The 17,457-nt window shown below is 60.3% G+C and carries 17 protein-coding genes and 1 tRNA gene; 3 read left to right on the forward strand and 15 right to left on the reverse strand.

All coding sequences use genetic code 11. From position 1 onward, the window contains the following. Nucleotides 1-28 precede the first annotated feature (28 nt). From AB0O97_RS05430 to galU, 7 genes are all read right to left on the reverse strand, one after another. Nucleotides 29-101: transfer RNA gene (locus AB0O97_RS05430), tRNA-Ala, on the reverse strand. 135 nt (nt 102-236) lie between these two features. After that, on the reverse strand, nt 237-467 hold the full coding sequence (locus AB0O97_RS05435; RefSeq protein WP_363845133.1) for a hexameric tyrosine-coordinated heme protein: 231 nt from the start codon (nt 465-467) through the stop codon (nt 237-239). 99 nt (nt 468-566) lie between these two features. Then, on the reverse strand, nt 567-1,154 hold the full coding sequence (locus AB0O97_RS05440; RefSeq protein WP_363880851.1) for an NmrA family transcriptional regulator: 588 nt from the start codon (nt 1,152-1,154) through the stop codon (nt 567-569). After that, nucleotides 1,130-1,345, reverse strand: coding sequence for an NmrA family NAD(P)-binding protein (locus tag AB0O97_RS05445; RefSeq protein ID WP_363880854.1), 216 nt, complete (start codon nt 1,343-1,345; stop codon nt 1,130-1,132). Before AB0O97_RS05445 ends, AB0O97_RS05440 begins: the two co-directional genes overlap by 25 nt. A 74-nt stretch (nt 1,346-1,419) precedes the next feature. Then, entirely contained in the window at nt 1,420-2,223 is an 804-nt protein-coding gene (locus AB0O97_RS05450; protein WP_363880857.1) for a hypothetical protein, read from the reverse strand. A gap of 225 nt (nt 2,224-2,448) precedes the next feature. Continuing rightward, entirely contained in the window at nt 2,449-3,060 is a 612-nt protein-coding gene (locus tag AB0O97_RS05455; RefSeq protein WP_363880859.1) for a GNAT family protein, read from the reverse strand. A gap of 4 nt (nt 3,061-3,064) precedes the next feature. Then, entirely contained in the window at nt 3,065-3,967 is a 903-nt protein-coding gene (gene galU / locus AB0O97_RS05460; RefSeq protein ID WP_363845121.1) for a UTP--glucose-1-phosphate uridylyltransferase GalU, read from the reverse strand. A gap of 90 nt (nt 3,968-4,057) precedes the next feature. On the opposite strand from galU, the gene AB0O97_RS05465 reads away from it, so the two are divergent. From AB0O97_RS05465 to AB0O97_RS05475, 3 genes are all read left to right on the forward strand, one after another. Continuing rightward, entirely contained in the window at nt 4,058-4,765 is a 708-nt protein-coding gene (locus AB0O97_RS05465) for a 5-formyltetrahydrofolate cyclo-ligase (protein ID WP_363880862.1), read from the forward strand. A gap of 180 nt (nt 4,766-4,945) precedes the next feature. Then, nucleotides 4,946-5,287 carry an FmdB family zinc ribbon protein gene (locus AB0O97_RS05470; RefSeq protein WP_363845115.1) on the forward strand — a complete coding sequence of 114 codons (342 nt, stop codon included), beginning with the start codon at nt 4,946-4,948 and terminating at the stop codon, nt 5,285-5,287. A gap of 121 nt (nt 5,288-5,408) precedes the next feature. Next, complete coding sequence (locus AB0O97_RS05475; RefSeq protein ID WP_363880865.1) at nt 5,409-6,200, forward strand: RcpC/CpaB family pilus assembly protein; 792 nt, start codon at nt 5,409-5,411, stop codon at nt 6,198-6,200. On the opposite strand, the gene AB0O97_RS05480 is transcribed toward AB0O97_RS05475, so the two are convergent. The 8 genes from AB0O97_RS05480 to AB0O97_RS05515 form a co-directional block, all read right to left on the reverse strand. Beyond that, nucleotides 6,197-6,709: a hypothetical protein gene (locus AB0O97_RS05480; RefSeq protein ID WP_363880868.1), complete on the reverse strand. Its 513-nt coding sequence runs from the start codon at nt 6,707-6,709 to the stop codon at nt 6,197-6,199. The two genes, AB0O97_RS05475 and AB0O97_RS05480, sit on opposite strands and share 4 nt — an antisense overlap. A gap of 17 nt (nt 6,710-6,726) precedes the next feature. Then, nucleotides 6,727-10,914, reverse strand: a complete 4,188-nt coding sequence (locus AB0O97_RS05485) for a DUF4011 domain-containing protein (protein WP_363880871.1) — start codon at nt 10,912-10,914, stop codon at nt 6,727-6,729. A gap of 112 nt (nt 10,915-11,026) precedes the next feature. Further along, nucleotides 11,027-12,616: a glutamine-hydrolyzing GMP synthase gene (gene guaA, locus AB0O97_RS05490; RefSeq protein ID WP_363845103.1), complete on the reverse strand. Its 1,590-nt coding sequence runs from the start codon at nt 12,614-12,616 to the stop codon at nt 11,027-11,029. Between the two features lie 113 nt (nt 12,617-12,729). Then, nucleotides 12,730-13,149, reverse strand: coding sequence for a DUF3817 domain-containing protein (locus tag AB0O97_RS05495; protein WP_363845205.1), 420 nt, complete (start codon nt 13,147-13,149; stop codon nt 12,730-12,732). A gap of 213 nt (nt 13,150-13,362) precedes the next feature. Then, complete coding sequence (locus AB0O97_RS05500) at nt 13,363-14,250, reverse strand: SURF1 family protein (RefSeq protein ID WP_363845100.1); 888 nt, start codon at nt 14,248-14,250, stop codon at nt 13,363-13,365. Between the two features lie 100 nt (nt 14,251-14,350). Next, nucleotides 14,351-14,842, reverse strand: coding sequence for a PTS sugar transporter subunit IIA (locus tag AB0O97_RS05505; protein WP_363880874.1), 492 nt, complete (start codon nt 14,840-14,842; stop codon nt 14,351-14,353). Nucleotides 14,843-15,058: 216 nt separating this feature from the next. Next, nucleotides 15,059-16,186 (reverse strand): GuaB3 family IMP dehydrogenase-related protein, encoded by a 1,128-nt coding sequence (locus tag AB0O97_RS05510; protein WP_363845094.1) that lies wholly within the window; start codon nt 16,184-16,186, stop codon nt 15,059-15,061. A gap of 33 nt (nt 16,187-16,219) precedes the next feature. Continuing rightward, nucleotides 16,220-17,320 (reverse strand): BtrH N-terminal domain-containing protein, encoded by a 1,101-nt coding sequence (locus AB0O97_RS05515; RefSeq protein ID WP_363880877.1) that lies wholly within the window; start codon nt 17,318-17,320, stop codon nt 16,220-16,222. Nucleotides 17,321-17,457: the final 137 nt, after the last annotated feature.

A 17,457-nucleotide genomic window follows, 5' to 3' on the forward strand; every position in this document is an offset into this window, starting at 1 on the left:
GGCCTAGTCAGAGGGGCTTTTCTTAAAGTGGAGCTAAGGAGATTCGAACTCCTGACCTCTTCGATGCGAACGAAGCGCGCTACCAACTGCGCCATAGCCCCAAAACAGCAGCCTCGCTGACATAAAATCCAGCTTCGCCACCATTTTTCCAGAATAAACCCACAAGGCTGTTGATTCCAAAAACAACCTCTGGTTCATGGAATCAGCAGCCAGGCAGGAGAATCGACAGCTGTCTGCTACTTACGCCAGTAGTTATTCGCGGCCGCCACGGTGCCAAACTCAATGGCCACCACCTGCGCCGCCAGGGTCAGCGATTCAGGGTTATTGGCGTAGTCCGGACGCAAGGCCTTGCGCACTTCGCCATCGGGCTGGATGGCACCAATACTTTTGCGTGCCATGGTCATGGCCAGCAAACGCCCCTCCTCTGGGGTTGCCGTGATCAACGTGCCGCCGGGAATGAGTTCCATTTCTCCTCCAAAAGTTGTGTCGAAACCAACATTTTCACCCTACTCCATTTATTCGGATTTAACCGTGAATAATAATTGAGGACTGAGCGCCAGCTTGGCCTAGGGTCGCTTAGCCAACCACGCTTCGAAAGATTCTTCACCCACGGCATGGTCCGGAATCAAGTTTTTCCCCGCCCTCAAAAAGGCACCAAAGGACCCCGGCAGCGGCATGGGCGAGATCAGAGCTTTGCTGCCAGTAGCTTGCTTCCACATCAGAGCCAGCTCCTGCATCGAATGAACGGCGGGCCCACCTGCAAGAACATATTCACTTTCGCGGCCACCCCGCAGGGCCTCAGCCACCAGCACAGCTGCCACATCCGCCGTCGAAATTGGCTGGACGGAAACACCCATGAAGGCTGGAATAACACCAATTTTTGCGCCACCTGCGAAGATTCCGGCCACCAGATTGTGGAACTGAGTAGCCGCCACCACAGTGGTGGTCAGCTTCGATTTTTCGTAGCTACGGGCTCGCGCAGCCTGCGCCTGGTAATACCCCATGGCGCACTCCCCCGCATTGACGATGGTCAGCAGCACGCAGCGGCGAACTTCGGCCTGCGCAGCGGCATTGAGCACGGCACCCGAGGTAACCGGCAGGGCACGCAACGCAGCGCCAGAGCTGGCGTTTAGGGTGTCAATGACAACCTCCACCCCGCGAATGCCGTCGTCACGCCCGTTCCTGCGCGGAGGTCGGCCTGAACATACTCCGCTCCCGCAATCTGCTGCTCCGCTGCGGGCAAATGACGGCTCAGGGAGCGCACTTGATGACCGGCAGAAACCGCATGATGGACCACGGCTCGCCCAGCAAGCCCGGTTCCTCCCACCACAGCTATCAACACCATGAAGCTCACAGTACGCCTGAACGCAGAACAAAACAGCCGGGCCCAAAAGGACCCGGCTGTTTGAAGAAGCGATATTAGGCGCGGCGCCGCTGCAAGACATCGTCGAGATTGTTCAAGGCATACTGGCTGCGTTCGGCCGCAGCAGGTGCTGTCTTGGCGGGAACTTCGCCCGCCTCGAGCGGAACATCCGGCACAATCGTGACGCCTTCGTGCCCGGAGGCTGCGCCTACACCGGCCTGATCGGCCTTGATGGAGGTTCCGGCCGACTTCGGCGCCTCCGGCAGATTCAGCGGCTTCTCTAGGCTCAAGGACCGGGCTGCGGTGACGTAACCGGGGACAGGTACCTCTACGGGTTCCCAGGTCTCGGCTTCAAGTTCGCCTTCGGCCAAGGTTTGGGTATGCGCCAACTTGGCATCGGCGCTGCCCTTGGCGGCCACCCGCATTGCTGCGGCACGCAGCTCTTCTGCGGTGAGCGGCTTCTGCACGGGTGCCGGCGGCGCTCCCTCAGCACCGTCAAAAAGTGTGGTTTCACGCGGCTCAGGGGCCTCAGCAGTGGATTCTTCCACGGCGCTCTGCGCTGCTGCCAAGGCTCCGTCGCGGGCGTAACGCCGGGCGTTCTGATCCCGCACCGCCAAGAGCCGAAGGGCAACGATGACCCCAGCAAAAACCGCCAATGCGGCCCATGCCACGGCTGGCGAACCCAGCGAAAACACGTTCAACGCTCCGGAGATCCCTGCAGTCAATAGAGCAAGCAGGCCGACGCAGGCAAAAAGTGTCCTGCCCCAACGGATCTGTAGTGGTTTCAGAGCTGCCGAGGGCACGGCGGTTGAAGGTCCCGGCTCCACGTGGGTGTGGGCGTCGGAAGTAGTGCTTTCCATTGACGTCTCCTGCAACTGCTGGATTGGGTGGACCGACTGCGCGTGTCCGGCCACATTTCAACCCTAAAGGGGAAACATGCCCCTCCCAGCATTACTGCCGGTGTGTCGCCATCCAAGGCACGAAAACTGTCATTTCTTACGTCAGAGGACGTCATTGACTCCGCGACTTGCTTTCCTTGGGCCGGCAGGCTCAGCTATCGGCCGAGTTCACCGCAGCAGCCGAGTTCACCGCGCCAGCCACCTGGCGAGGATCCCTTCAGGGACCTCTTCCGACGTCAGAGCAAAACTCCTGTGATCCGCCCACCGCCCATTGATGTGCAAGTACCGCGGGCGCAAGCCCTCGTCACGGAACCCTAGTTTCTCAACGACGCGCAGACTCGCGGTGTTTTCCGGGCGGATGTTGATTTCCATCCGGTGCAAGCCCAACGTTTGAAAGCAGTGGTCGGTGGCCATGGCAACTGCCGTCGGCACAATTCCCCGGCCCGCCCGGCTTTGATCCACCCAGTAGCCCAGAGTCGCCGACATCGCAGAACCCCACACAATCGAGGAAACCGTCAGTTGACCCACAATGGCAGGCCTAGATACGCCCGGAATCCGCTCCGTGATGATGAACGGCAGAGCAGCAGCTTCCCTGGCCTGCCGGTTAAGGGCGCGGACCATCCCGGCGTAGGTGGGAAGCTGACCCGGGCCTGCAGGGCTACTGGCCTCCCACGGCTCAAGCCAAGCAGCGTTTCGTGCGCGAACCCGCGTCCACTCACCCTGATCGCGAAGCTTGATGGGGCGCAGGATCAAATCGCCGCATTCCAACTTAACCGGCCAGATGGCCTGCGCCCACACCCAGCTAGACCTTCAAATCAGCTGTGAACTCGCCCAGCCATTCACGCAGATCTGCACCGAGCTCTTCGTTTTCGCAACCCAAGGTCACCACGGCCTTGAGGTAGCTGAGCTTGTCGCCAGTGTCGTAACGACGGCCCGAGAAGACAACTCCATAGACACCGCCACCTTCTCCTTCCATCGTGGCCAAGGTCTGCAGCGCATCCGTCAGCTGAATTTCATCGCCACGTCCCGGAGGGGTGTTCTCGAGTACCTCGAAGACTGCCGGGTGCAGCACGTAGCGGCCAATAACGGCCAAGTTCGACGGCGCATCCTCCACCGCGGGCTTCTCCACCAAGTGGTTGACCCGGACATAATCTTCACCGTCAATAACCGTCATGTCGGCGCAGCCGTAAGCAGAAATCTTGTCCCGAGGAACTTCGATCAGGGCCACGACAGATCCACCGGTGCGTTCCTGAACCTCGATCATGGTGGTCAACAGTTCATCGCGCTCATCGATCAAGTCATCGCCGAGCAGGACAGCGAACGGCTCATCGCCCACATGAGTCTTGGCACGCAACACTGCGTGGCCCAGGCCCTTGGGGTCTCCCTGACGAACATAGTGAATCTCGCCCAGATCAGTGGCGTGCTGGACGGCGGCGAGACGTTCGGTATCGCCCTTCTCCTCGAGCAGCTGCTCGGTGACCGGAACACGATCAAAGTGGTCCTCGAGCGCCCGCTTGTTGCGCCCCGTGATCATCAGGACATCGGTCAGGCCAGCGCTTACGGCCTCCTGGACCACATACTGGATCGCAGGTTTATCAACAACAGGCAGCATTTCCTTAGGCATAGCCTTGGTGGCGGGCAGGAATCGAGTGCCCAAGCCGGCTGCAGGAATTACCGCTTTGCGTACATGCTGTGCAGAAGTCATGCCCCAAGGGTAACCGAACTCGGCCAAAATCCCCCGATACAGTGACTTAGACACTAATCCTCAGGCAATGATTGGATCGGCCGGATCACCATGGACAAAGTTTCCCTGCGCTCCCGTATTCGTGCACGACGGCGGGCGGCAGCCTGTCCCGCAGCTGTTCAGTCCGGCGACTCCGCAGACACTCTGAGCGCAAACACAGTCGGTGTCAGCTTGACGAAGAACACACTGGACTGGCTTGCGACACTTTCCGGAAACCACCCGGGAATGGTGGTTTGCGCCTATATTTCAACCGGTTACGAACCGCCGACTCAGGAACTACTGCGTGCCTGTACCGCGGCCGGGTACATCGTCCATGTCCCTGTCTGCGAACCCGATTTCCAGCTCAGCTGGGTTCGGTGGCACTCAGCTGTGGAGCTTGTAAGAAGTGCTTGGGCTCCCGTCATGGAGCCGCTCGGTGCACGCATCCCATTCGAAGCCTTGGTAGCAGGAACCGGTGCCGCGTCCAGTCACAATCAGCTGCGGGCGATCATTGTTCCTGCTTTGGCGGTCGACGCAGAAGGGACCCGGCTTGGCCAAGGTGGAGGCTACTACGACAGATTCTTGGCTGGCGTCTCCGGGGTTCCACTTGCTGCCGTTATTTACGACGATGAATATCTGCCTGCCGGTGCACTTCCCTACGACAGTTTGGACATGCCTGTGCACTATGCCTTGAGCCCGTCAGCTTGGATTCCGCTAGGGGCAGCGCACCATTCAACAGTGGACCACTCAAAGGATCCGATAGGCGGAGCGAACGGCTGACAGGCGATGGTGGACTGCTTGGCTGGCAGGCGAATAGTGCCACCCTGCACTCCCGGGAATGCCACGCACCGCTCTGACGTTTTATCCCCGGTGATAGAATTCATTCTAGGGACCATGGATTGCCAACCGTGTAGTTGTCAATAACAGGGTCCCTAAAGCATGTTCACAGGAGGAACTTCAGTGCCCACATACGCCTACGCCTGCAAAGATTGCGGCCATGCCTTTGACATCCAGCAGAGCTTTTCCGAGGACTCCTTGACGGTTTGCCCCGAATGCCGCGGCACACTTCGCAAGAAGTTCAACTCGGTGGGGGTTGTTTTCAAGGGCTCAGGTTTCTACCGCACCGATTCCCGCAGCACCTCCAGCTCTGTACCTGCCGCTGCCACATCTGGTCCATCCAGTTCAGAGTCCGGGGCTAGCACAGCAGACGCCGGGTCCTCCAACGCTGGAACGACCGGCACTGGCTCATCCAGCTCCTCCAACGCCGCCAAGACTCCAGCGAAGGTAAGCGCAGGCAGCTAACAACCACATTTGTCACTACTTCTTGGGAACTGCTTCCGTCACAGGATCTGTACCGTCCAGGTTCTCCACAATCGGGTGCATAAGCCTTTTACCCGCCCGCCGCAATCCCTAACGTGGATTCATGAAGACGGCCCGAACCACCCAACACTCTCAGGGCTACCCGGGCCCTTCGTGGCAGTGGAGTAACTGGTCGAATCGGTCAAAGCGACCGAACATTTTTCAGAGGTTGCGCCGAATAGCCCTACGACGCAGAAGACTGCTGGCGGCGCTGCTTCTCTGTCTAGCTGCTGCTATCGCCGTCCAGCAGCTCACCCCTTTAGCTCCGGCCACCGTCCAAGTCTTGGTGACGGTCCGTGACCTGCCTGCCGGGCATACCCTGGCTCATCATGATGTGAAGATGACCGCCGTCGCTCCTGTCATAGTTCCTGACGGAGCCTTCGCCTCGGCGCCGCTCTCCCCTGCAATAACCAGCCAGCCGGTGTGGCTGGGACGCCAGCTATCCGGTCCCGTGCGTCGGGGCGAAGTCCTCACTGACGCCTCGATGTTGGGGAACGAGCTCTTGATCGGATCCCCTTCGGGGACACAAGCAGTCCCCGTTCGTGTCACTGATCCGGCAACTCTTTCCCTGCTGACTCAAGGCCAATTGGTGACGGTGGTACTCAGCCGCTCCGAAACTATGACCGGGCCCGTACAGAACGAGATCCTTGCCAGCGCTGTTCCTGTCCTGTGGACACCGGAACTGGCACAGTCAAGCAGCGGCTTACTACCTGCCCAGAACGTTGAGGGGATGGTTGTCGTGGCGGCGTCGGGCGAGCAGGCATTGCAGCTTGCTGGTGCAAGCACTCACGGTAAGGTGTTTTTGATTCTCGTCCCGCAGGACAGCAACTCTTCGGTTGCCGGGAGCCCTGGTTAGGAGCGGGAGGACTTCACAGTTGCAAAGAACTTGCTAGATTCAGGCAGATAACACAGGGCTATCGCCAGAACGCCGCAAACGACTTGAGCCAAGGTGGTGAACCCTTCTGGGTAGCTGACTCCCACCAGCTGGATAAACGTCAACGCCACCAAGATTCCGGCACCCAGCCGCGCCCAGGACCTGCCCTTGACCAAGAAGATACTGAACAGCGCGTAAGCACCAGCAGTCACCAATGCGGACAAGACCACAGTGATGACGTCAATGTTTTGGAGTGCCTCCAAGCTAGGCCTATTACCGGTCATCGCGGCATGCTGGGCTTCCAGAACAGCCCGCCTCTCGGGCGAAACTGAATGCATGATGGCGAAGACCGATGCAATGAATTGCATGACGGCGGCAAGGCACAGAAACCATGCCGCCGCAGTCACGAACCGGGGAGTTGCCGGTCTGGGAGTTCCAGATTTATGGTCTGCGAAGGCACCCAGCCCCGGGATTTTTGGCGGAGTGGCCATGGCGGTCCTTACGTTCTTTATCCCCAATGCGGGGGTTTATTCTCGCGCAACCATGCATCGTGTCCACGATCCGAGACGGAATCGCCCCATGTGTGGTCTGCATCGTGCGGGGCAATTTTGGGCAACAGTGCGGAATCGGACTCTGCTGGCGCAGTCTTACTGTCCTTCTCCGAGGCGGCCTCTGACGTTGACTCTGCTGCAGCAACAGTAACAACATCCTTTTCGCCCTTGAGACTCTCCGCTTGCTCGCCCATCAGCGGCGCTCCTTCTTCGGATTCATTTTCTTTCGGGGCGTCCTGAGTAGTTGACTGGGCCGGAAGCGTTGCTGCGTCCCCACCATGTTCAGACTCAGCGCCTTGACGGCGGCGGGAACGCGGCGAATCAATGACAGCCGTCATGGATGTGTCCAGTGACGTCCCCATGAGGGAGGAAAGATCAGCGTCGCCTGCGGTTGATCCCATATCAAGGTACCGGGCAATCTGGTCCGCGCAGCTTGACGGGTCGGTGAAGACTTCGATCGTCCACAGCGGAACGTAGCGCCAGCCAAGCCGCTCCAGCATCTGCGGGCGGAGCCTGCTGCGTTCACGCACACTCATCTTTTGGTACTTGGCGGTACCGTCCGATTCGACTGCAACGGGCACAGGGACTTCGTGATCGGCACGGCCCAGCAATTGAATGGGATCCGGTGCTGCCGCCATGTCCAGAGCGCCGTCATAGTGGTGCCATACGCGGGCACCGCGGGCGCGGAGTCTGTCGGCAAGATCGGCAACGAGCGGGTCTTCGCCAGTTTCTTTTTCGCTGTCCAAGGCGCGGCTAGCAGGGCTTCCCAGAAGGGAGTTGCCTGCAATCTCACGGTCAAGGAGCTCAAAAAAATCGACGGCGCCAAAGCTCAGGCGGCTTACATCCAGGTCTTCGGGCCGGAAGCACGTGACGATGTGAATGTGGGTGCGCGCCCTCGTCATGGCCAAAGCGAATTTGGCGCGCCCGTCGGGTTCTGACAGCGGTCCGAAGCCGTGCAGTGCCCGGCCGTGCGGGGTGCGGCCGTAGCCCAAGGAGAAGATGACCCTGTCCCGCACCAGACCAGCAGCTCTGTCAACGGTGACCACGCGGAAGGACTCGGGCCCTGAAGCAAAGAAATCAGCCAACAGGGGGTGGTTAGCCATTTGCAGACGGATGGCCTGGGCCACCCGGACGGCGTGCCTATCACTGGCGGTAATGATGGCCAGTGACTCGCGAGGGCGCACCCTGGCGTGTTCGAAGACGAGGTCTACGACGCGGTTAACCTCGGCCACTACCGACTCGACCCCACCGCTGTCAGTTCCGGGCAGGCCCTTACCATCGGGCAAGTAGTCAACGGTCAGGGCGCGTTCAAGCCCTGTGACAGCGCGTCCGTCGGGCAGCCGTTCCAGCTGAGAGTCATAGAAGCCAGTGCTGAGCTGACGGACCAGCTCTTCGTCCACGGCCCGGTAGGAAACGGTGAGCCGGTGACGCGGCAGAATGCGCGACAACGCACCAAAAATGCTTTCTAGCGGGTGTTGTTCCTGCTGGCGTTTCTCGGGGGCACTGACGGCAACCGTGAAACTCTTGGGGCAAGCTGTTTGCTCATCACCAAAGGCCACCACTTGATCGGCACGTGCCAGCGAGGGCAACGCAGATTGCAGCGACGTGGATTCGGCATCGAGAATGACAACGGTGTCGAATCGGTACCCGGCGGGAAGCGCTGATGGCACCACCAGCGGACTCAAGACGAACACGGGTGCTAGGTTGCGCAGCAGGTCCGGCGCCTGAGCGCTCAGTGCAGCCAAAGAAACGCGGCCGTCCTTGAGGACGTTTCGGAGCATTTCACCTTGGCGGTTGCGGCCAGCTAACACTTGTGCCCAGGCTTGCGCCAAGCCCCAGCGGATGCGCCCGGGACCCGATGCAACATGGGCTTGGTCCGCGAGGCGGAACTCGGCTTCCAAGCGGCGGAGATTCTCGCCGTCGGACATGGCAAGATACTCATCACCGCTGATCATGGCTTCCAGGGCTGACTGCCACCACGCCAGTTCGAGTTCCGAGCCGGTTTGCACAGCCGGCACTTCACGCCGGGCCAGATCGTCCAGCAATTCACCCAGACCTTGTTCGCGCATGCCTTCAAGCAACAGGGTGCGCTCTGGCAACGTCTCCAGAGTGTCCTGCGAATCAACGAGCGCCTCGAGGCGACCAATCAACTCCCCGGCGTTGAAGTTCAGTAGGTCTCCGCCGTCGACGGTGCGTTCCAGGACGGCTCCGAGTTTGAGCAGCTTCTCGCGCAGCGCGACAAAAGTGCGACTCAACTCCGCCAGCCCGGATGGCACCGTGGGATGGCGTTTGCTGGTGGCCGCTTCCGCCCACAGCGCACTTTGTTCGTTCACCAGAACTAGCGACGCGTGCAGATCGGCGATGTGCACACCGGGGCGCACCAGATCCCTGGCATTGCGGCGGAACCGGGCCCGTTGCAGAGCCGGCATCTCAATGCCGCGTTCACGACGCCATGCAGCTGTTGCCGTTGCGGCAATCATGTCATCCGTGGACCAGTCAAAAATGTCTGCACTGAACTTGTCCAAGCTTTCCCGGATAGCCACCAGCATGTTCAGCTGGCGGCCCCATTCTGCAAAGGAATTTCCTTGGCGGATCTGGCCAAATTCAGCCACTTCCTGCATCTTCTTGGAGAATTCAGGAACCTGACTGTGCAGTTGCTCCGCCAGCGAATAAGCGGCTTCAGTTTCCTTGCGGGTGACCATGCGGGCACCGTGCCAAGCGCTGCTGACAGCAACCTGACTGAAGGCGCCCAGTTCCGCGGCCCGGCGTAGCCTGGCGCTAAGATCCTTGCGGTCGCGGATGCTGTCCAGCACGCTGCGCTTCAGGCGCACAGTGGTGGAAGGCGCCGGATGGATTGAGGTCAGTTCAGCCAGCGACTGCATGGCCTGATAGGGCGAGCAGCCCCAGCGTTCACGAACATTGTGCAGGCTTGCCACATGGTCCATCAGCTGGTGACGGTGATCCACCAGGGTTTCATGCAAGCTGCCTAGCTTCGGTTCTACGGCTTTTTCGTTGCGTGTAATGGCACGGATCAGCTGTGATTTGATTTGCTGCGGACCGCTTTGGGCACTGAGCTGCAGCAACAGGGAGTCAAGATCATGTTCGCTCAGGATCTGGGCCAGCTCATTGAGCGTGCCACGCCTTTCGCCCACAACAAGGACGCTCTTGCCGTCATGGACCAACTGCGCGATCGCATTGATGGCGGTCTGGGTTTGGCCGGTTCCGGGAGGAGTGGAAACCAGCACAGACTCTCCCGCGCGGATCATATCCAGCACGTATTGCTGCTGCGGATCGGCGTCGAGCACCAGCAGTTCATCGTCGGGATTGCGCTCATCCAGTGAGGTGAAGCGCGAGAAATCTGGTTCTAGCTCCACCGGGAGGACATCGTCACCGCTGTGTTGCTGCAGTGTTTCGACCAGTTCGGTGCCCTCAAGCAGTGCGGGGTCGTTGAGGTTATCGGCAAAGAAAGCGAAGGTGGAGACCACTAGTTCATGATCGACGCTGGATCCTGGAATGGGCGACAAAAGGGAGCGGATCCGGTCCAGCACGGGGGCCGGATCAAAGCGTGCGGTGCTGTAGGCCAACCGTCCCAGTGCCGGAGCGTCCAAACGAATGCTGGTGTTGTGCGCAAGGTGCTTGACCAGAGCAGGGTTGATTTGTGCCTGCTCCATGAGCTGGAGTTCGTAGTCGTCCTGCCCGGGACGTACGGTAAGTGCGACGGCGGCCAGCAGCACAGGCGCGCACACATCGGTGCCGCTGTGGTCATCGGCAGGCCAGCGGGCCATCCCGGCGCCGAGATACCCGACATCGATCCCGCGATCGGTACTCAGCTCAAAGATTTTAGCGCGCAGCGCGGCTGCGGCTTTCTTGGCGGCACCGTAGTGTTCCGGTTCGCGGATCAGCGTTGACAGCCGGGTTTTACGGCCGGCCAGCAGCTGGGCTAGGCCCGATGGGTGGGCGTGCGTGAGGGAGATGCTGCCGTGCTCGGTGATTGCGAAGGCAAGCGAGGTGTCGGAACCAGAATATGAGTCCAATCCCGCAAGCCAGGCTTGGAGCTCCAACGAGCTCTCCTTGGGCCCTGCAACTTCGGACACGGGTGCCTTCTTCTCTGCACTTGAGCGGAACGGTCTTGACCATACTGACATGTAATTCAGGCTATCGCTCCTAGCCCTCCATTGCCTGTTCGGCACACTGGAGAGCAGCAAATTAGACCCGAAATATAGGCCCTATTGATGCTCTCCAGCGATACCTAGGGGATTACTCCCACTCAATGGTTCCCGGCGGCTTGGACGTGACGTCCAAAACAACTCGGTTGACACCTTCCACCTCATTGGTGATTCGGTTGGAGATCTTCGCCAGCAGATCGTACGGCAAGCGCGACCAGTCAGCTGTCATTGCGTCCTCGGAGGACACGGGGCGCAGCACGATCGGGTGACCGTAGGTGCGGCCGTCGCCCATGACACCGACGCTGCGGACATCTGCCAGCAGGACAACCGGCATCTGCCACACTTCGTTGTCCAGACCCGCTGCGGTGAGCTCGGCGCGGGCAATCGCGTCTGCGTTGCGCAGCAGTTCCAGGCGTTCGCCGGTGATTTCGCCCACGATGCGGATGCCCAGACCTGGGCCGGGGAACGGCTGGCGGCCGACGATCTCTGGCGGCAATCCCAGCTCGGCGCCAACTGCACGTACCTCATCCTTGAACAGTGCACGCAAGGGCTCAACGAGCTCAAAGCGCAGATCTTCAGGCAGGCCACCGACATTGTGGTGGCTCTTGATGTTGGCAGCACCTTCGCCGCCACCAGATTCAACCACATCGGGGTACAGCGTGCCTTGGACCAGGAACTTGATCTCTTCGCCTTCCAAAGCTGCCTCGGCCATGATGGCACGCTCAGCTTCTTCGAAGGCACGAATGAATTCGCGACCAATGATCTTGCGCTTGGTTTCGGGGTCAGAAACCCCGGCCAGTGCGTTCAGGAAGCGGTCCTGCTCGTTGGCGACATACAGCTTGGCACCGGTGGAAGCCACAAAGTCCAGCTCCACCTGCTCTGCTTCGCCTTGACGCAGCAGCCCGTGGTTGACGAACACGCAGGTGAGCTGATCGCCCACGGCACGCTGCACCAAGGCAGCGGCGACAGCCGAGTCAACGCCGCCAGAGAGGCCACACAGGACCCTGGCAGTGCCGATCTGGTTGCGGATGAGTTCAACTTGCTCATCCAAAATACTGGTGGCAGTCCAGTTCTTTTCCAACTTGGCGCCGTTGAACAAGAAGTTCTCCAGCACCTTCTGGCCGAACTCGGAGTGCTTGACCTCGGGGTGCCACTGGACACCGAAGAGGCACTTTTCTTCGTTAGCGAAGGCGGCAACGGGGGCACCAGCGGAGGAAGCGAGCACATCGAAGCCCTCAGGGGCTTCCTGAACGCTGTCACCGTGGCTCATCCACGTGGTCTGGTCAGCATTGGTGGAACTGAGGATGGAGCGGCTTTCGCCCAGGATCTGAACCTGGGTGGAACCGTATTCACGCAGACCGGTCTGGGCGACGGTTCCGCCGAGGGCGGCGGCCATGGCCTGGAAGCCATAGCAGATGCCCAAAACGGGGATGCCTGCTTCAAACAGGTCAGCACCAACGCTTGGGGCACCTTCCGCGTAGACGCTTGAAGGTCCACCGGAGAGGATGATGGCAGCTGGGTTTTTAGCCAGCAGCTGCTCAGTTGTATAGGTATGCGGCACGATTTCCGAGTACACATTGGCCTCACGCACGCGGCGCGCAATCAACTGGGCGTACTGGGCACCGTAGTCCACAACCAGGACGGGCTTCTGGGAAGTCTGGGCCGTAGCGGGATTAGTCACCCTATGATCTTAACCCACGGCACAGTGCACTGGCCCCAGTGCGCTCATTTCAGTGACCAGTTACACCAAAAGGCCCGTCGTGGACGGGCCTTTTTGTGTAACTCGCAAGCGCTTTAGTAGCGTTTGCCTGCTTGGGGATTGGCGGCAAGCTCAGCCAACACTTCCTTGTGAACTTTCGTTTCAACGAAGAAGGACAGGAACGGAATCACACCGCCCAAGGCGATCAGTATCAATTTACTGAACGGCCAACGCATGAGGGTCCAGAGGCGGAAGTCTGCGATGAGGTAGACCACGTACATCCAGCCGTGCACGATCAACACCATGGTGGACAGGTTCACGCCACCGGTGATGGGCATGACTCCACCGTCGATGCTAACCAATCCGAAACCGTGGGGTGCCCCTGTGGTGTCAGTGCCACCAGCAACCAGAACACTGGTGAATGCGTACCGGAGAATCAGCTCCACGGTCAGCAGCAGCAGCATAGCACCGGTGGCGTAGGCCAGGTACTTGTAGAACTTCAACGCCGTCAGGATCTGGGCCGGCGTACCGCCAAATCGTCGCTTGGGCGCCGCCTTCGCTGCGGGCCGGGATGCGGCATCCTGCGCGGGCTGTGCAGTCTGTGCAGCTGGGGCTGATTCGGTGTTCCTGGGCTCGGTCACTGCCGGTGCTCCTCATTCTGTTCTAAAGCCAAAAAATCATGGTTCATGCATGGGCTGGTGCGCCAGCTCTGTGGTTTAGGGCGCTGGTTAGGGCGCTGGAAGCTGGTTTCCACTGCCGCTACCCCGTCCGGGGCCGGCATCAGGTTCAACGTGGTCGCCGTCGTCGTCGTTCCCCAAGTACATATCTGAGTCAATATCAAAGAGTTCATCTTGATCACGGCGGTAGTCATCTGCCACGAGCCGCCACCAAAGGAAGAGCGCGAATCCGGCAAAAACCACCCACTCAATGGCGTAGAAGATGTTGAGCCAGTGGACCTTGTTGTTCTGATCGGTGGCGGTGACAGTAATGGGAATCATCTTCCCGGTCATGGCCGAAGCGCCCACGTCTTTTCCGTCCACCACTTCATGGTGCGAAACGATGAAGGCCGAATAGGTGGTGACATCCCAAAGGTTTGTCAGCTCGGCGGTGGCCAGTGCTGTAATCTGCCCATCTGGCACGTTGGGGGAAACTTCAGGGCCTTCGGCATTTAGCAACCGACCCTCGAGCTGCACGGCGCCTTCGGGCGCAGTTGTGGCGTCGCCGGGCTCGGCAATCCAGCCGCGGGCCACAGGAATGACTACTTCCTTTGTGGCGGCGACGCCCACCACTGTGGGTGCGCCATCGACGACGAAAGCCGTGACAACCCAGTAACCAGCTTTTTCTCCCTCGAGGCGGGAAGACACCAAGACTTGTTTGCCGGCGTCGAAGTGGCCGGTGGCGGTCACCAGCTGGCCCTCAAAGTTCCCCGTCATAGCCTTTCCAGGGACGACGGTATCTAAGAGCGGTTGCACTTTTTCGGTGACCGACGGCGGAGCCACATCCTTCTCGAGCGAACTGGCAAGTTGCCATTGGCTCAACAGGACAAGAACAGCGGCGACGGCCAGCGCAAACACCAGTGCGGCAATCCATTTGGGTTTGAGGGCAGTTTTTAACACACTACAACGGTACTTCGTATCTGTGTAGAACAACGAATGCAGGCACCAACGCCCTTAGCGGAACTCGGGGACAGTGGTCGAGGGGTCAGTGGCCGAGGGATCAGTGGTCGAAGAACACCAGGGTGGAGTTGATGAGTTCGGCAATAACCTCAGCGTCGTGCGCCCGGCGCAGTGATTCGCGGAAGTTTTCCTTGAACAGGGATCTGGCCAGGGTGGCCAACACTTCAAGGTGTGCGGAGAACGAGCTGTCCGGAGTGGCAATCAGCAAAATCACGGTGGCCGGACCGTCAACAGCCCCGAAATCTAGACTGTGTCCAAATTTGGTGATCCCCACGGCGATAGATATTTGCTGGACGAATTCACTTCTGGCGTGCGGCAGGCCGATCCCGCCCGGAAGGCCCGTGGCCATCTGGTGTTCGCGGGCATTGACGTCCTTGAGGAATCCGGAAAGATCCGACATCCGTTCCTGTTCAAAGAGTTTTGCCGCCAATTGCGCCGCGGCATCTTCTTTGGTCTCTGCCACCATTTCCAAAATGACCAGCCCGGAGTTGGTCAGTTCTGTTTCATAGCGTTCCAGCGAGCCCGGAGTCATCAGTACCTTTCAATGGCTGGTGGTGAGGGTGAACCTTCGCACCAGTCTATGCGCTGAGGCTTGTTGCAGGGGTGCGCTCAGCTCAGAGCGAGAGTCGAGAGGGAGACAAACCACGGGAGCCGCCTGTGGCACCACCCTGAAGAAAAAAGAAGTGCCCCGGTCCAGTGGATCAGGGCACTTCCATATAAAACCTGCAAATTGGTGATCGTTTGAGGATTACCGGGGGTTGACGATCACGTCAATCCGCTGGAATTCCTTCAAATCGGAATAACCGGTGGTGGCCATTGAGCGGCGCAGCGCACCGATCAAGTTGGAGGATCCATCGGAACGGTGAGCCGGGCCGTACAGCACTTCCGTCAGAGTCCCTACGGTGTCCATCTTCACGCGGTGCCCGCGCGGCAGTTCCTGGTGGTGTGCCTCGGCACCCCAGTGCCAGCCCTGTCCGGGAGCCTCTGATGCGCGGGATAGCGCTGCGCCGAGCATGACGGCGTCGGCGCCCATGGCGATGGCTTTGACGATGTCGCCACTGGAACCCATACCGCCGTCGGCAATGACATGCACGTACCGGCCGCCGGACTCATCCATGTAATCGCGGCGTGCTGCTGCGACGTCGGAGATGGCGCTGGCCATGGGCGAACGGATGCCCAATGCGCGGCTGGTGGTGGTGGAGGCGCCGCCGCCGAAGCCGACCAGGACGCCTGCTGCGCCAGTCCGCATGAGGTGCAGTGCGGAGGTGTAGCCGGCTGCACCGCCCACAATAACGGGGACATCCAGCTCGTAAATGAACTGTTTGAGGTTCAACGGCTCGGTGGTCTTGGAGACGTGTTCGGCCGACACGGTGGTGCCACGGATAACAAAGATGTCCACGCCGGCGGCCACCACGGTCTTGTAGAACTCTTGGGTGCGCTGCGGGGTCAAGGACCCGGCCACCGTCACACCAGCTGCACGGATCTCCGCCAAGCGGGCCGTGATGAGTTCGGCCTGAATGGGAGCGCTGTAGATTTCCTGCAGACGGCGGGTGGTGGCGGGTTCAATGACCGAGCCCTCCAGCGTGGCAATCTCATCCAGCACCTTCTGCGGATCCTCGTAGCGAGTCCACAGCCCTTCCAGGTCCAGCACACCGAGTCCACCCAGCTTGCCCAGGGCAATGGCGGTCTCTGGGGACATGACGGAGTCCATGGGCGCGCCAATGACGGGCACCTCGAACTGGTAGGCATCGATCTGCCATTTCACCGAAACATCTTGGGGATCGCGGGTGCGCCGAGCAGGCACAATCGAAATCTCATCCAACGAATATGCGCGGCGTCCGCGCTTTCCACGGCCAATCTCAATCTCATAAGTCACGCCCCTAGCCTATCTCAGGCGGGGCCAGAGGCATTAAATGACGCCCGCCGCCGCTTGTAGCTCCTGCGCTGCCGCGTTTTCCAGCACGGCAATCGCCTCAACCTGCGCAGCCATCGCGGCGAAGTCCGGCTCCCCCGGCGCACCCACCAGCTCCGTCAGCGCGTCCCAGTGCGCGCCCAGCGATTCATATTGCGCCGCCGCCTCCAACAAACTTCCACGTTCGACGCCGGACACCGCCGCCCCGTCGGCCGCCACCTCGCGGAGGAATTGCCCATACAACGGGCGCAAGGCTCCGGGGCCACTGAATCGCCGGCCCGTGAGCAGTGCGTGGAGCATGCCCAGGCCTGTCACCGAGCGTTTCGGGTCTGCAAAGATCCGCACCCAGCCGTGCTTGGAGGTGGAATCTGTCAGCCGCTGAGCCCACATCATCATCCCCAAAATGCCAAAGTTCCTGGCGTAACCCGGCGGCACGCCCGGTGGCGCCTGCTCTGAGAGCAGCTCCTGCGCCGTGTCCGCCATCGCCTGCCGCACCACATCGGTGGTCAGGGCTTCACCTTCCAGTTCCTCCATCGCGGAGCGGGCGCCCGTGACCACATGGGCCTGCCAATGCTTGTCCGCCTTACGGGAATTACGCGCCTGCGCCAGCGCGAGAGGACTGATTCGCTCCAGTCTCCCGCCGCCGTCGTCCATCAGGTAATCCTCGCCGTCTCGGCCCACCACGGCCACGTCCACGGATTCCATGTCGGCCAACGGGTCTTCGGCCACCCACGGCAGCTTGCCGCGGACAACACGCACCACGGCGGGCACTCCCGTGTCCAGCGCAGCATTCAAGCGGCTCTGGGCCAAGGAGGCGCTGCCGGTTTGCTGGATGTTGACGGCGGCACCGCTGCGGCGCAGCAGATTTTCCGTGTACGGGCCGGGGTGGAAGCGGGTGACAGCCGACGCCGTGGTGATGTTCTTGTATTCAAACGTGAAGATCATGAAGCCGATGCCGCCCGCCAGCCCGGACAGCATGGCTTCGGTAAACGCGGCGCCGGTGAGAGGGTTGCTCACTCCGGATGCAGCAAGGACGCGGGTCCAGAGCCCAGAATCCCAATGCGAATATTCGGTGGTGTGGTCATAGGAGGAAAGCATGCGTTGATTCTATCGGGAGCAGGGGCTCACATAGTGAGAACTCCCCATCGTGCAGAATCAAAAGTTCAACTACGGTGAGTGGAAGAATCGCGGTATCCAAGCCACGGACTCGAATAATATGAAAGGCAGGCGGCGAG

Source organism: Specibacter sp. NPDC078692 (genome assembly GCF_040686835.1).
Classification (GTDB): Bacteria; Actinomycetota; Actinomycetes; order Actinomycetales; family Micrococcaceae; genus Specibacter.

Excerpts from the sequence above, each read along its gene's own strand:
- AB0O97_RS05435 (WP_363845133.1), bottom strand. The coding sequence starts at position 467 with ATGGAACTCATTCCCGGCGGCACGTTGATCACGGCAACCCCAGAGGAG.
- AB0O97_RS05445 (WP_363880854.1), bottom strand. The coding sequence starts at position 1,345 with ATGGTGTTGATAGCTGTGGTGGGAGGAACCGGGCTTGCTGGGCGAGCC.
- AB0O97_RS05450 (WP_363880857.1), bottom strand. The coding sequence starts at position 2,223 with ATGGAAAGCACTACTTCCGACGCCCACACCCACGTGGAGCCGGGACCT.
- galU (WP_363845121.1), bottom strand. The coding sequence starts at position 3,967 with ATGACTTCTGCACAGCATGTACGCAAAGCGGTAATTCCTGCAGCCGGC.
- AB0O97_RS05465 (WP_363880862.1), top strand. The coding sequence starts at position 4,058 with ATGGACAAAGTTTCCCTGCGCTCCCGTATTCGTGCACGACGGCGGGCG.
- AB0O97_RS05475 (WP_363880865.1), top strand. The coding sequence starts at position 5,409 with ATGAAGACGGCCCGAACCACCCAACACTCTCAGGGCTACCCGGGCCCT.
- AB0O97_RS05480 (WP_363880868.1), bottom strand. The coding sequence starts at position 6,709 with ATGGCCACTCCGCCAAAAATCCCGGGGCTGGGTGCCTTCGCAGACCAT.
- AB0O97_RS05485 (WP_363880871.1), bottom strand. The coding sequence starts at position 10,914 with ATGTCAGTATGGTCAAGACCGTTCCGCTCAAGTGCAGAGAAGAAGGCA.
- AB0O97_RS05505 (WP_363880874.1), bottom strand. The coding sequence starts at position 14,842 with ATGACTCCGGGCTCGCTGGAACGCTATGAAACAGAACTGACCAACTCC.
- AB0O97_RS05515 (WP_363880877.1), bottom strand. The coding sequence starts at position 17,320 with ATGCTTTCCTCCTATGACCACACCACCGAATATTCGCATTGGGATTCT.